This window comes from Gottfriedia acidiceleris (assembly GCF_023115465.1).
Classification (GTDB): Bacteria; Bacillota; Bacilli; order Bacillales; family Bacillaceae_G; genus Gottfriedia; species Gottfriedia acidiceleris_B.
On record NZ_CP096034.1, the window covers coordinates 2789588 to 2805712 of the forward strand.

Annotated in this window: 12 protein-coding genes; 3 read left to right on the forward strand and 9 right to left on the reverse strand. The window is 31.9% G+C overall.

All coding sequences use genetic code 11. The annotated features are described in order from the left end of the window. Nucleotides 1-285 precede the first annotated feature (285 nt). Complete coding sequence (locus MY490_RS13265) at nt 286-1452, reverse strand: sulfite reductase subunit alpha (protein ID WP_248266148.1); 1167 nt, start codon at nt 1450-1452, stop codon at nt 286-288. Nucleotides 1453-1712: 260 nt separating this feature from the next. Between MY490_RS13265 and MY490_RS13270 the strand changes: the two genes are divergently transcribed. After that, nucleotides 1713-2987: an MFS transporter gene (locus MY490_RS13270; protein ID WP_248266149.1), complete on the forward strand. Its 1275-nt coding sequence runs from the start codon at nt 1713-1715 to the stop codon at nt 2985-2987. 106 nt (nt 2988-3093) lie between these two features. On the opposite strand, the gene MY490_RS13275 is transcribed toward MY490_RS13270, so the two are convergent. The 8 genes from MY490_RS13275 to MY490_RS13310 form a co-directional block, all read right to left on the reverse strand. Continuing rightward, on the reverse strand, nt 3094-3267 hold the full coding sequence (locus MY490_RS13275; RefSeq protein WP_025671792.1) for a hypothetical protein: 174 nt from the start codon (nt 3265-3267) through the stop codon (nt 3094-3096). Nucleotides 3268-3592: 325 nt separating this feature from the next. Next, entirely contained in the window at nt 3593-3886 is a 294-nt protein-coding gene (locus tag MY490_RS13280; protein WP_248266150.1) for a putative quinol monooxygenase, read from the reverse strand. A gap of 50 nt (nt 3887-3936) precedes the next feature. Beyond that, complete coding sequence (locus tag MY490_RS13285) at nt 3937-4575, reverse strand: nitroreductase family protein (protein ID WP_248266151.1); 639 nt, start codon at nt 4573-4575, stop codon at nt 3937-3939. Between the two features lie 37 nt (nt 4576-4612). Beyond that, nucleotides 4613-5053: a MarR family winged helix-turn-helix transcriptional regulator gene (locus tag MY490_RS13290; protein ID WP_248266152.1), complete on the reverse strand. Its 441-nt coding sequence runs from the start codon at nt 5051-5053 to the stop codon at nt 4613-4615. A 709-nt stretch (nt 5054-5762) separates the two neighbouring features. Beyond that, nucleotides 5763-6977, reverse strand: a complete 1215-nt coding sequence (locus MY490_RS13295) for a DUF418 domain-containing protein (RefSeq protein ID WP_248266153.1) — start codon at nt 6975-6977, stop codon at nt 5763-5765. Between the two features lie 401 nt (nt 6978-7378). Further along, nucleotides 7379-7837 (reverse strand): TspO/MBR family protein, encoded by a 459-nt coding sequence (locus MY490_RS13300; protein WP_248266154.1) that lies wholly within the window; start codon nt 7835-7837, stop codon nt 7379-7381. Between the two features lie 639 nt (nt 7838-8476). Next, entirely contained in the window at nt 8477-10981 is a 2505-nt protein-coding gene (locus MY490_RS13305; RefSeq protein ID WP_248266155.1) for a cyanophycinase, read from the reverse strand. Nucleotides 10982-11147: 166 nt separating this feature from the next. Then, nucleotides 11148-13214, reverse strand: coding sequence for a sigma-54 interaction domain-containing protein (locus tag MY490_RS13310; RefSeq protein ID WP_248266156.1), 2067 nt, complete (start codon nt 13212-13214; stop codon nt 11148-11150). 262 nt (nt 13215-13476) lie between these two features. Between MY490_RS13310 and MY490_RS13315 the strand changes: the two genes are divergently transcribed. Continuing rightward, nucleotides 13477-14898 (forward strand): YfcC family protein, encoded by a 1422-nt coding sequence (locus tag MY490_RS13315; protein WP_248266157.1) that lies wholly within the window; start codon nt 13477-13479, stop codon nt 14896-14898. Nucleotides 14899-14931: 33 nt separating this feature from the next. Further along, entirely contained in the window at nt 14932-16104 is a 1173-nt protein-coding gene (iadA, locus tag MY490_RS13320; RefSeq protein WP_248266158.1) for a beta-aspartyl-peptidase, read from the forward strand. The last annotated feature ends 21 nt before the right edge of the window (nt 16105-16125 follow it).

The window sequence follows — 16125 nt, forward strand, 5'->3', positions numbered from 1 at the left end:
TTAAACATGTGAAAAATTTATCTAGATACCAAGGTATGTATTAGTTGAAGAAAGAGTTAAGATAGAGACCATAATTTTTTTCATCAGATGCTAAGGCATGTCTTCCCTTATTATGGAGACTAAAGATTTAGAAAAGGTATATAAAAAATGGAAATTCGCAATAAATATAGGCGTTAGAGCAAAAAATTGACCTTAAAACCATTAAAAAAAGTAACCCTTTGTACCAGCTGGAACAAAGGATTACTTTTTGTTATAAAATACCTATCTAATGAATACCTTTAAATCTTAATACACATCACGTTGATAACGCCCTTGCTTCTGCATATCTTTAAGATGCGCTTCAGCTGCATCGCGTTCCATCGCACCTTCTTTTTCAAGAATCGTAATAAGCGCTTCGTTGACGTCTTTCGCCATATATTCTTTATCTCCACAAACGTAGAAATAAGCTCCTTTTTCGATCCATTCAAACAATTCTTTGCTGTTTTCAAGCATTTTATGCTGTACATAAACTTTTTGATCTGTATCACGGGAGAATGCAGTATCAATTTTTGTCAATACTCCATCTTGTTGATATTTTTCTAACTCGCTTCTATAAAGGAAATCTGACGCTTCATGCTGGTCTCCAAAAAATAACCATGAACGGCCAGTGACTTTATTGACTGCTCTTTCCTGGATAAACGAACGGAATGGTGCAATCCCCGTTCCAGGTCCAACCATAATAATATCTTTGTCCCCAGACTCTGGCAAATAGAAGTGTTTATTTGCTTGAACATAGACTGGAAGAGTATCTCCTTCTTTAATACGTTCTGAACATAAAACAGAACAAACACCTTTTCGCTCGCGTCCGTGTGCAGTGTAGCGTACTGCACCAATTGTTAGATGAACTTCATCTGGATTTGCAGCAATACTACTTGCGATTGAATAAAGTCGTGGAGTCATTTTTCTTAATAATGAAACGATCTCTTGAGCAGATGCACTCCATGGACCAAAATCACGTAACATATCAAGTAAATCTCGCCCATTGCAATATTCCTTTAGTTGAGTTGCATTTTCAACCAACACAAGGTTTTTCAACTCTTCGTTTTCTGTAAATACAGCAGCTTGTTGTAATATTTTCTTCGTTAACAGTGTAATTTCAAAATAGGATGTAAGCGCTTCTTTTAAAGATAGTGTTTCACCTTGCTTACCAACAGTTACAACTGCTTCTTCATCCCATTTCATTTCATTTATAAGAGCAGCAACTAGCTCAGGATCATTTGAAGGAATCACACCAAGTGCAGCACCTGGAACATAAGTAAATCCTGACCCTTTCAATGATAATTCAATATGCCTTGTTTCCTTGTTTGAGTCAGTTCCATTTAAATTAATATTTTTTAGAACCTTCGCTGGAAATGGATTGGTTCTTGAATATGGGAGTTTCTCATTTGTAGTATCATTTAATGTAGATTTCATTACTCGTAACCTCCAAGAATTGTGTATATAACTAAGATAACATAGAAGTGGGAAATAATGTATTAACATCTACGACTTTTTTACCTTTTTTTGTGTTTTTCTTTAGCCACGTGTCCCGAAATCTTACGGATTCTCCTCTTGTCCACTATTTATACAGTGAATTTTTAGATTATATACTGAAAACTGTAGAGGATAAATAAAATATTAGTAGTATCTATTATATTAAATAGCAGTTACTAATCATTGGGAGGAAAAAACTCATGAAGAGTTTTACGAAGCAAGAAAATAGTTGGATTTTCTACGATTGGGCCAATTCAGCTTATTCCATTATTATTAGCACTGCGGTATTCCCTCTTTTTTATAAAGCTTCTGCTTCAAAAGCAGGAATAAGCGCTTCTGATTCTACTGCTTATTTAGGTTATACGATCGCAATTTCTACATTCATATTAGCTATGTTAGGTCCAATTCTTGGAACAATTGCCGACTATAAAGGATTTAAAAAGAGGCTCTTTACTTTCTTTTTTTCTCTCGGTGTTTCTTTTACTGCATTACTTACTATTATTCCTAATGATAATTGGCTGTTATTATTGATTTGTTATACGCTTACAGCTATTGGCTTTGCTGGTGCGAATGTATTTTATGACGCTTTTTTGGTAGATGTAACGTCAAAAGAACGTATGAATAAGGTATCCGCTCGGGGGTATAGTCTAGGATATATAGGTAGCACAATCCCTTTTATCATTAGTATAGCTTTAATCGTATTAGCTCAAAAGGAGATACTTTCTATTTCAACAACTCTCGCAAGTCAAATTGCCTTTCTCATAACTGCTGTTTGGTGGGGTATTTTTACAATTCCTTTGTTACGAAACGTTCGTCAAAATTATTATATTGAACCTGAACAAAATCCTGTATTAAATAGCTTTAAGAGGCTAGGAAAAACCTTTAAAAATATCCGACAATATCGTGCTTTATTTATATTTTTACTTGCATATTTCTTTTATATCGATGGTGTTGGGACGATTATTACGATGTCAACAGCTTATGGAACTGACCTTGGAATCAGTTCAACAAATCTATTAATTATTTTGTTTGTTACACAGGTTGTTGCTGCTCCATTTGCAATTATTTACGGAAAACTTGCAGATAAGTTTTCCGGTAAAATTATGCTTTATGTTGGAATCATGATCTATATGATTGTTTGTATATATGCTTACTTTTTAAATTCTACATTAGACTTTTGGATTTTGGCTATGCTTGTTGCCACATCTCAAGGTGGAATCCAAGCTTTAAGTCGTTCATATTACGCAAAACTTGTCCCTAAAGAAAAATCAAATGAGTTTTTTGGCTTCTATAATATTTTCGGTAAATTTGCATCGATCATGGGACCGTTAATAGTAGGCTTGACAGCTCAACTTACAGGTCATTCTAATATGGGTGTATTTAGTCTAATTATTCTATTTGTTATTGGTATTTTCTTTTTAACTCGTGTATCTGATCCAAATAATACAGAAGTAGCCAAAACTACAAATTACTAAAAAAAGGAAACTTTCCCCTCTTTTTACGAACATTGGGCAAGTGAAAATGCTGTTTAATAAAGATTGAAAAGAGGGTGTTAAGAAATTAACACTCTCTTCTTTCAATCTAACTTCGATGTTCAACTAAGTCAATGGCACCTAATACTATATGGGCTAAACCAAAACCAAAAACTGTGTTTGCGATCATTTTATTCGTTCCTCGTTTTTGTTTTAATGCATAACCAGTAGCTGTTACAGCAGAGCCTAAAACTGTTGGAATTAAACCTTCACGAATATTCATATAAGTTTACCCCCTACATCGAAGTTTATGATGTAATTTACACCATAATTTTAGTATCGGCTTTAATAATTCTATGTATGTAAGAATCCAATAAGCAATATGAATTTAAATCCAACTTGACTTAAGATTACATGAAATTGAAGTCCACTTATGTTTTACTCTCAAAGTTATTATTTTGAGAAGAAAAAAACCTATCTTACCACATGGATTAAGATAGGTTTAATTTATAATATGAACCTTATTCTTTACAGGCTCTTATAGAATAATACGGTTCATATATGTTTTGTCGTCTTGTTTATTTTCTAACACGATTCCAATTGATACATTACTTTATTTTATTTGCTTCAAAAAGATTTATTTGAATAGGCGCTGTAAGGTAATCTGAGGCTTTTTCAGCAAACGCTGTAAAATGAGCACTTGTATTATGTGCATTTACAGCATTTAAATCTTTCCAAATTTCGACCATGATGAATTCATTTTCACTATCCGTTTGTTTTGTCAAATCGTATGAAATGTTACCTTCTTCTGCTCTTGATAATTCTAAAAGCGAAGTCATTTCCTCTAAAAATTTCGTTTCTTTTGCTGAATCAATTGTCATTTTTGCATGAATAATAATCATAATATATACCTTCTTTTTATTGTGTTTTATTATATTTTACTTTTTATTTTTTATTTCCACTCTGCTACACGTTCAACTGGTAAACGCACAGATTGGTATCCTGCATCAACAGCTTTACCTATTGATATCAACATAACAGGAACATATCGGTCTTTATCCATACCGAAAGCTTCTGCAATTTTGTCTTTTTCAAAGCCACCGATTGGACAAGTGTCATAACCATAAGCACGAGCAGTTAGCATAAATTGCATTGCTACCAATCCACCATCAATTAAAACAGTATCTTTCATTTGCTCTGCAGTACTGTTTGCAAAGAAACCACTAAGTGTTTCTAGTTGCTTCTCTTTAACGTCTGCTGGCATATAACCTAATTCAACTGCACGACCATATATTTCTTCAGCAAAGTCAAAATTATTTAAATCGCCAAATAGTGCAATCATCGCAGAAGAAGTTTCAACTTGTGATTGATTAAATCGAGCTAATGGAGCTAATGTAGCTTTTGCTTCATCACTTTCAATTACTAAGAATCTCCACGGTTGCATGTTTACTGAAGAAGGTGCTAAAGTAGCTGTTTCTATTATTTCATGCATTTCCTCTACCGGGATTTTAACATTTGGATCATATTTGCGGATTGAGCGTCTTCCTTTTAAAATTTCGTTAAAATTATTAGTTAATGTTGTCGTAGTCATTGTTGTATTCTCCTCTTTACTAATTTTTAAGTATTATTTAGTTATCGCGACCAGAATTAATTTGGTTCATATTTATTTGTATACGGTTTAAATATTCAAGTGTTAAGTCAATTTCTTCTTCGGAAAAGCCAATAAGCATGTTCTCTACAAACTCTACTTTTTCCTTCCATAAACTTGACATTTGATCTTGTCCCATTTGTGTTAATCTAACTAAGGTTATTCTGTTATCAGACTCACACTTTCTTCTAGTGATCTTTCCATTTAACTCAAGTTGTTTTAAATGTCTAGTAATAGCAGCACTATCAATCTTTAATGTTTTTTGAAGCTGGGATTGACTAATTTCACCGTACTCAAACAATTGATTCAAAATTTCTAATCGTGATTGACTAATACCCATACATTTTTCAAATGTTGTTTCAATTTGAACTTTTAATTCTTTTAATAGTGATAGTACTTTTGTTTCTTTTGTATTAGGCACGCGCTACCTCCAAAAAATATGATGAAATATTATTAACAGTTAATAATTATTGATACATCAATATTTGACGGGTCAATCATTGATATGTCAATTAATATACACCTTAGTCCTACATGAATCAAGTACAAAATTAAAATTTAATGTTGTTATAAATTTCAGACGATTCAAGATCATTTCTTTTTTGAAATTACACACTATTGTATCTGTCCTTTAACAGAGGTTTCTTGTCAAAAAAGGACAGGACTTTTTACTTAAAATGGTTATTTAATGTATATATTTTCCAACAATGGATGATTTCATATCGGTGATTTGTTTACAAAAAAAAGCCGATTCCAATGGATATTGGCTCAGCTTTATCACTAAATGGTAAAATTTTTCTGAATGTAGAATTGGAATATTTCATGAAAATTATATTTTTTTCTTTAGCTTTGCATTTAAAAAAAGGCAGAGGATTAAGACTCTATCTTAGATACAATATGTTGTATTCTAATATACCTAAAAAATTAAGTGATGGTACACGCTTACATTTTACTGCCCACAATAAAAAAGAGGCTGTTTAATTTTTAAGCTAAATATTAGAAATGATAACTTGGATTAAACTTTAAGAATTTCTTCTTTTCAAATTACAAAAAAGGACAAAAACTCCCTTATTTAGCAAGTTGTACTGTTAAATAAGGGAGTTTTTAAATTTAAAATTTAATATTAATATTTATCTTTTTATAGGTTGAATTTCTAGTTTGGTTATCACTCTCCATAACCATTCTAACAGTCCTATTCTAAAATATTTTAACCATAATTTACTTAAGTAAATCTGAATCGTATAAATGACAAATGTAATCGCAATTGCTTGCCAGGTACTTATTTTCTCATATAAACCTAAACCGTAACCATAGAATAAAATAGAATATAGTATAGATTGGAAAATATAATTTGATAGAGCTAATCGTCCTGTATACTCAAAGTTTTTTAAAAATTTATTAAAACGCTTATTTTTAAATAATAATATAAAACATGATGCAAAACTTAATGATAATATTGGACCTGTTAAGAATTGGTTGAAAAACAAAACAATTACACTTGATAACGGAGGAAGCGTTTCAAACATGAAAATGATAATGAAATTTAATGATAAACCAATGACCAAACCCCATTTTGCAATTTTGGAAACTAGTTGTTTATTTTTTTCTATATCATATAAATATCCTTTTTTCCCTACAAAATAACCTAATAAAAACATAGATAACACTGAGGGGATTCTTGAAAATAGTAAAGGAAAAATTCCAATATAACCTACTATTCTTTCTTTAGCTGCTTCAAAAAAAGAACTAGTTGTTAAAGGGTTATTGGACTCAATTTGTCCTTTCTTAAATTCATTTAGAAAGGAAACATCAATATGATGTATTTGAATTCCATATTCTGGTATATTTCTCAACACTGTTATTCCAATCAAGACTATTGTAAGTAAACAAATAGGTATGATTAGTAGCCCACCTACCCATTTAATAAGTTTTTTTTCACTAGAATTTCTAAATAAAAGTAAGATCCCACCTACAAGTGCATAAAGTAATAAAATATCACCATCCCATAAAAAATAAATATGCGCTAATCCAAATAAAAATAATCCAAATAATCTACGAGTAAATTGTAGAATGAATAATTTATTTTTTATATTCGCATTAATTAGTTGAATTGAAAACCCCACTCCAAATAAGAAAGAAAAGAGAGTAAAAAATTTTGATTCAACTAGTAATAGTAAAATTGTGGTCATCCAATTATCAATTTCATTGCTACTTTTAACAAATCCAGGTGGACCACCAATTGTAAATGAAGCGATGTTTATAGTAAAAATTCCATATAAAGCAAAACCACGAATTGCATCTAATATATCAATCCTATTTTCAGACGAAACCATTCGTTTTTCCATCTACTATACTCCTCTTTTTAAGATTCTATTAATAATTAACAGATCTGTAAGGTATTTAGCAAAGAAGAGCACTCAAATATCACTGTACACTTTAATTTCTATAAAAAGAGCGTTCTTCATTTTGTTATTTTTTAAAGTACTATCGAAAAACAGATGTGTTTTCACAAGTTACTAATTTTTGTTACTATTCCTATCCAAAAAAATGATCAAGATACTGAAATAACAAATTAATTGAGTATGTGTAAAAAAAGTAATGCCCCGAAAATGTTAGGCACAAATAACATTTTTCGGGGTGTTTTTTTATCGCTAAATTTAATTCTTTTTTGAAAAGCAAATGGGAGAATTTTTAGGACAAATTTTCAACATCTCTCTACTATGTAATTTATTATTTCATAAATATGTTATTTATTTAAATAATACAGATTAAAGGATAAATAGGTTGCAAATATAGTCCATATAGCATATGGAATTAATAATACAGCGGCTAACATCGAATAGGGTATAGTCAAAATGATTAATAATACCGCTGTAACTGCTACAATTAAACAATCTAATGCTGCTAAATCAAGTCTTTTTAATTTAAATTGAAAATAACTAAATGCCTGGTTACTTATATAATTTATGATCCAGATAAGCAAATAAGTAACTGAAGTATTTTTTAGACCAACTTTGTACTCTACTATAGCGAGTGACAGTGCAATTAATACATAGAGCACTCCCCATACGATTCCAAATAATTTACTAGGTGGAATCCATTCAGGTTTTTTCAACTTGCTATACCATTTAATATCTATTGGAAATAAGATCCCAGACAATGAAAATAATAATAACGCCAAAATAAATGTAAGAATTGAGCTCACATTCGTACCTCCCTATACTTGTACTATATCAATATATATGTTTAATTTTATTTTTTAGTATGAAAAAAAAAGAGTACTTTATTAAATACTCTTTTTTCATGCTGTTGAAAAACTACCTTGTCAATTAATTATTAAATTTTCGAGAAAGGAGTAGAGTGAGGTTGATTTCCATTACAGGATGCTCGCTTTCCATGGGGCGAGATTCTTTAGCCTCCTCGGCAAGCCTGCGGGGTCTCAGCCTTCCCGCTTATCCCATAGGAGTCGAGCATCCCTCCATTCCAATCAACTTATTCATCTAAAAATGTCTGCGATAAACCCTAATCAAATAGCCTTTCCTTAGAGTAATCTAACTTTAATCAGATTGTAGATCAATTAATATCGAAAAATTATTAAACTAAACAATCGAATTTGTTTTTTAACTTCTAAAAAAATCATTACTAGTATTGTTAGAAAAGAAAATCGCTCAAACACATTTAAAATCATTAAAAAATCATTCAAAAAATGCTAATTATATCATTATTAAATCTTCATTTAAAGTCCGTTTTTCCTATTGACATCTTTATATTTCAACACTCTGAAAAAAAAATACTCTTTTTTTACACAATATAATATTATTTTCAACTTATACGATCATTAATCCTATCGTATTACTACATTTATCGGTTTAATATCTAACGAAACGTTTACCACGCTATAATCATCTTTTTGACCATCCTTATACGTCCAGTACCCATTCGTTTCAGCTGTTTTTCTAAATAATAGTTCAAATCCTTTATCATCATTAAAACTATAGCTCTTTACTTCTTTGGTTTGATCATTATCAACTAAATGATATGCTAAGAAATTTTTTAACAAACCATGAGGAGAAAATACTCCTGTGTAAGGGGCTACGTTTGAGTCATAATATTCAAATCCTTTTGTTGATGACTTTAAGTTACTTACGCTTACCTCATTCGTTAATAAATTAACATGATCTCCAGGTGAAATAACTGAAACAATAACATTTTTATACTTATTTGGCATATTTTTACTTGTTTTTGCTTTCGATAAATCAATGACAGTTAATCCTCCACGTCCAACTACATCGACTTGATGTTTGTTGTTATTAACAATCATAGCCGTGTCTTCATCAACCCCATATGCTAATTGATTTTTCTTCCCTTTTTCATTTGCAGTAACAATTAAACGTCCTAACCTAGCTTTCTTATCAAAATGCTGATCGACAATTCCATCTTGAAAGAAATTCAATCCTTTTTCTAAGTAAACTGGTCCACCTTCCTGTTGTTCCATATCATCATAAGACTTTGTAAATCCATATCTTAAAGCCCCATAACTGTCACCTCCAGCTATCATTGTATTGCTCATAATAGCTGCTCCTGCACTTGTTCCACCTATAACAGCACCATTTTCATAAATCTTCCAGATGGCATCTAAAACTTTTGAATTTGAACCATTTCCATTTAATAATGATGAAGTAATTAACGTCTGGTCCCCACCAACAAACCAAATACAATTTAATTTACTAATCTTTTTAACCAACTGATCATCGTTCATATTGTTAATCCATTGCTTTTCGTCTTCTGGAGTACCTTTAAAATCATGATTTGAAATTGGTAGAATCTCAATAGAATCTTTTTTAACTCCGTATTTAATTAAATCTTTTGTAAAATCATTCGAAGAAGTCAGTTTTGTACTAGCTGCAGGGATGATTCCTACTTTTGCATTTTCAGGTCCACCTGCAAGTTCAATCAATTTATTATAAACTGCACTATTACTACTTCCCAACGCTCCACCGACAATGACTAAATTCCCTCTTATAGGTCCTTCGCTAGTATGATTGGATCTATTAAAATCTGACTTCTTATAGTCAATTTCCGAATCTTGTTCACTAAATACTAATTTTTTAGGATGAATATCCATTGTTACATTTTGAATAGAATAATCATCTTTTTGTCCGTCAGTATAATTCCAGTAACCATTTGTATCCTTTGATTTTCGAAAAGCTATTTCGTACCCTCTGCCTTCTTTATCATATATATATGATTTTATTGCCTGCGACGATTCGTTATCAACAAGCGAATATGCTAAATAATCTTTTAACTTTCCATAAGGAGTTAGTAACCCTGTATTTGGTAATGCTTTAAAAGAGTAATATTCATATCCTTTTGTTTCATATTTAGCTTTCGAAAAATCAATCGTATTAGAATCAAAATGTATCTTGTCACCTTGAGCTAAGTAACTAATTTTAATGTTTTCTAAATTTCCATTTCTTTTTGCTTCGTTTACATCGATAACTGCTACTCCACTGCGACCTATTACTTCTATGGTTTTTTCTTTGTTGCTAACAACCATTGCAGTGTCTTCGTCAATTCCATAAGCAAGATTCCCATTATTTTCATATTGGATTGCTGTAATAGCTAATCTAGCGTAACGAGCTCTTTCGTCCATATGCTGATCAACTATACCATTTTGAAAGAAACCTAGTCCTTTTTCAACTGACAGAGGTTCATACTCTTTACCTTCTCCTTGGTTTTGATTTTTTTCATAATATCCCTTTAATGCACCAAGGCTATCTCCGCCTGTAATCATCGTATTGCTCATTATTGCAGCTCCAGCGCTCGTCCCACCAATAACTGCACCATTTCGATAAATATCCCAAATTTCTTGTAAGACTACTGAATCTTTTCCTTCTGATCGTAGTGTATCAACTATACGGTGTTGGTCTCCACCTACGAACCAAATAGCAGTCAGCCCTCTTATTTGCTTTGCAATTTCTAAATTATTAGCATGATCCTTCCAATTAGACTCATTTTCATCTGTATCAGAAAAATCATGATTTGATAAAGGTAAAATCTCTACTGATTCTGGACTTACACCATAATTTATTAAATCTTGTTTAAAATCTAAAGAAGATTTTAATTTACCGCTAGCAGCAGGAATAATGCCAATTTTCGCCTTCTTAGATCCGGCTAACCCAATAAATTTTTCATACACTCCTTTATTCGAAGAACCTAACCCACCGCCAACAATAACAAGGTTTCCTTCAATACTTTCTTGTGGACTTTGAGCTCTTACATAAGATAACCCTGAAATTGAAAACGGTAAAATAAAGCAAATCAAAAAAGCAATAAATTTTTTTCTCATTTCATAACCCCTTTACTTATTTTTTAGCTTACTTCTGAATATAAGCAAGTTTTATACCAAAAATAAGTAGCTTGACTAGACAAGGGTTCAATACTATTTATTCCATTTAAAAACTAGTTTTGGGTGAATTATTACAACCAATTCTAACCAAATAGACATGAACTATTTAGCGATCGTAAAGAAGTTTATTTTGTATCGTAGCTTTTAGAAAATGCAAGTATTCAATTCCATTAGTAGTAATCTTCGTACCTGCTCTTCCTCTTCCTTTTGTTATAAAGCCCTTATTCCCCATAATTTCTAATCGAAGTCTTATTTGCTGTGGAGATAAGTATCTTCCTTTTTCCTCACTCGAGCTCGATATAAGATCTCTACTTGCTGCTTTACCTAAATCATTACAGTTCTTTATCGCTTCAAGAATTGTAATAGATTCTTCAATTTCAAGAACACTTGTAGGAAGTTCAAATTGATTCGGATCTCTTTTTGGGTGTTCACTGTTCTCTGTATAGTTATAATGAGGAAAGTCATTTTGAGAAATCGTATTTCCCTCACAAACAGTAAGCATATAATCAATAACTGATTTCAATTCCCTAATATTACCTAACCAATTTAAACCCATTAATTCATTTAAAGCTTCTTCCTCAATCAAAACCCCTTTTCCACTTTTAGAGATAAAGTGTTGAACGAGCAACGGTATGTCTGTTCTTCTTATACGTAAAGGTGGAATGATGAGATTTAAGACATTTAATCTGTAATACAAATCCGAACGGAATGAGCCGTCTGAGATTTTATGATGGATATCTTTGTTAGTTGCAGCAATGATGCGAACATTAATAGGAATGATTTTTCTGCCACCGATTCTACGAATTTCCTGTTCTTGGAGAACACGAAGTAAATGCGATTGAACATTTAAACTTATGTCACCTATTTCATCTAAGAATATCGTTCCTCCGTCTGCAATTTCAAAAAGACCTTGTTTCCCACCTTTTTTTGCTCCAGTAAAAGTCCCATCTTCATAACCAAATAGTTCACTTTCTAGTAAACTCTCAGTAAATGCACTACAATTTATGGCTAAAAAAGGGCCGTTTTTTCTGTTTGATTGTTTATGGATTGCGTGTGCAAAAAGCTCTTTACCTGTACCTGTTTCACCTTGAATTAAAATAGGATGCTCAGCTTTTGCAAGTTTTGTTGCTATGCGTTTACATTCTAAAATTGTGTAATCCTCACCAATAATATCTGCAAAGTCATATCTTGCATAAAACCCTTGCTTTCTAAACTCTCTCTGCGCTGTTTTTTCTATTTCAAATGCTTGATTAACACTCTTAAAAGTAGCAACGATCCTGTCATCTTCATGACTATACGTCCGGTAGATAACAATATCAATATTGTCTATTGAAAAGAATTTTGATTCATCTGTACCATTTAAAATAAAGTCTCTTATATTTTGTTCCTTAATAATCTCGTCTATATACCTACCTTCATAGTTACTTTTAGTTAATTTAAACAACTTAATAATCCGATCATTTAGCACCGTTATTCTTTTATATCCATCAATCGCTAAAATTCCATCATCAACCGTGTTTACAACACTTTGGATATGTCTATTTACTTTCTTTACACTTTGCTCTGCATTGAAAAGTTCTCTATGTAATTCAATAATATTGCGTAAATACTTTTCTGAAATTAATGTTGCTATATTATCGTTAAAATGAAAATATTCTACAATGTGTAAAATTGTAGAGATATCAAAAAGTCTTACACCGATATCCAATACATGTTTTATATATGACGGACTTAAGTGAGTTTCACCTGGTGAAACCGAAAGATTAATATCTGGATAATATAGTTGATCACTTTTAAATGGAAAATACTCCAAATGATTAATCCCCAATTGGTACAAGGACTGAATAAGTTCGACTGTTGAATGAAAATCATCATTAACTACAAGAACTTTTGTCCCCTCCTCAATTCTCAATAATTTGTCTACATTTTCATGATTAAGTGTTCTTTTCCCAACTATGATTTGTTTAGCACTTAATTGTGCAAATTTTTCAGTTTCAGCTTTTACTGCCTCAGACGAAAAAAGTATAAGTTCATCCTTAAATACTTTATGTTCTCCTTCGTCAATTGCATATGAGTTAATCGTTATGTATTCTTCTAGCAATTGAGTTAGTTGATTAGACAAAGCCTGTCTTGTTTTTGAACTGCCTGTTATCAATGTTAGTGAATTTTTCATCTTTAATTTCTCTCCATATTTAATAAAATTGGTTTTATTATAGCACCAAACAAACCAAAAAGAACCAATTAATTTAAAGAATGTATCAAATTTTCTTAAAAATAAGACATTTAAAGTTGGCACACAACTTGCTTATAGAATGTTATAGCCATTTTAATAGATTTTGAGAATTCAAATTAAGGAGGGAATACTTGTAAGCGTTTTATTTATCAAATTCTATTATAATTAATTAGCTACTTAATCATCAAAAGGAGATGGACCTATGTCACAAATTCACGCAAATAAAATCACACCTAAGACAAAAGTTATGAAAGAACGTAAAATTAATGTTTTTGCATTACTTTTAGTAATTCTATTAATCGCGACAGCTCTTACTTATGTATTACCTACTGGGGAATACGCCCATATCGACGTTGACGGACATTCATCAGTCGATCCGAATTCATTTAAATCAATCGCTGCTACACCAGTTGGGCTCTTCGATATGGTAAAAGCCATTCATTCGGGTATGGTAGAAGCAGGTAATATCATTTTCTTCGTTTTAATAATTGGAGGATTTTTTGGTGTATTAAGTGCTACTGGCACAATTGAAGTTTTAATCTCAACAATGGCTAGAAAACTTGCTACTAGAGAAAAGTTATTAATCCCTATTATGATGCTGTTCTTTGCAGTTGGAGGTTCCTTAATGGGAATGGCTGAAGAAACTTTAGCTTATATTCCACTTCTGGTTCCGTTAGCACTCGCTTTAGGATTTGACACTATGACGGGAACTGCAATCGTATTAGTTGGAGCGTCAGCAGGTTTTACAACAGCGATTATGAATCCGTTTACAGTTGGTATAGCTCAAGGAATCGCAGAACTTCCTACATTTTCTGGTATGGGCTTTAGACTTGTCCTATTTGTAGTTGTTTATTTAATATCTGTTATTTTTATTTATCGATATGCTATGAAAGTAAAGAAAAATCCTAACATAGGATTCTATGGAAAATATTCAATTGAACAAACTAACGATCTATTAACTTCTAAAGCTAAATTATCTTCTAGACATAAATGGATTTTAACTGCATTTCTAATAAACTATATTATTTTAGCTTTTGGAGTTATTAAATATCAATGGTATATTACTGAAATTGCTTCTTTATTTATTATCTTAACGATTGCAATTGGAATAATTGGAAAATTATCAATCGATGACGTTGTTAAATCATTTACTGGGGGATCTGCTTCTTTAATTAGTGGTGCTCTTATTATAGGTGTTTCCCGTGCAATTCTAGTTGTTTTAAATCAAGGACATATCGTTGATCCAATGCTTCACGGAGTATCTGAAGTCATTAAACATATCCCTGCTTCTTTAAGTGTAATTGGGATGTATAATTTCCAAGCAGCTATACACTTTATTTTAGCTTCAGGTAGCGGTCATGCCATGTTAACAATGCCAATTATGGCTCCGCTTGCTGATTTACTAGGAATTACAAGACAAACTGCTGTTCTATCATTCTCTTTTGCTGATGGTATTGGTAATATTATTTTCCCAACAGCAGGAACTTTAATGGCAGGTTTAGCAATTGCAGGTATACCTTGGACGAAATGGGCGAAATGGATTTTCCCATTAGTATTTGTTCAATATATTATCGGTTTAATTGCTGTTGTAATCGCACATTTAATGAACTACGGTCCTTTTTAATGAATTAACAAAGGATTTAGGAGGAGAAAAAAGTTGTTAACCTTAATAAAAAACGGTCAAGTATACACACCACACTCTATTGGCAGAAAAGATATACTTTTAGCAGGTGGAAAAATTGAAATGATAGCAGATCAAATCACTATTCCACCTGACTTTCCTTCTTGCGATGTCATAGATGCCTCCAACTCTTTTGTTGTACCAGGTTTTATTGATTCACATGTACATATCATTGGAGGTGGTGGGGAAGGCGGATATAAAACACGCACTCCAGAACTAATGCTTACTAATGTTACTACTGCTGGTGTAACTACAGTAGTTGGTGTATTAGGTACAGACGGTACAACAAGAACAATGGAGAATTTGCTTGCAAAAGCACGTGGTTTAGAGGAAGAAGGGATTACTTGTTATATTCACACTGGTTCTTATCAAATCCCTGTAAAGACACTAACAGAATCAATTCAAAGTGATATTATTCTTATTGATAAGATTATTGGAGTTGGTGAAATTGCTATTGCAGACCACCGTTCCTCAGAACCAACTATTGAAGAACTTGCAAAGATTGCATCTGCTGCACGCAATGGAGGAATTTTATCTGGAAAGGCTGGCATCTTAGAAATTCATGTTGGTGATGGGAAAGATAAACTTTCCCTTCTCCATCAACTAGTTGAACAGACGAATATTCCAATTCGTCAGTTCCACCCGACTCATATTAATCGGAATGAAGAATTGTTTAAAGCTGGTATTGATTATGCACTTAAAGGTGGTTTTGTAGATTTTACTACAAGCACGATCCCTCAGTTTTTAGAAGAAGGCGAAGTAAAGTGTAGTAAGGGACTACGAGTTATGCTAGAAGAAGGAGTTCAGATTGAGAACATTACTTTTTCATCCGATGGCCAGGCAAGTCTTCCCTTTTTTGATACAAATGGAGACTATTTGGGACTTCAAATAGGAAAAATTTCATCTTTATATCAAGAAGTAAGAGATGGAGTAATTGATGAAGGAATTCCATTAGAAGTAGCATTACAAGTCATTACTTCAAACCCTGCACAAGTGCTAAAACTACCACACAAAGGTAATATAAAACCTGGTAACGATGCTGATATTGTCATGTTGAATCAAGATACTTTAGAAATTGAAACAGTATTTGCACTTGGGAAAAAGATGGTTGAAGAAGGTATTCCGGTTGTAAAAGGCACTTTTGAATAACACATTTCAGGAGGTATTAAT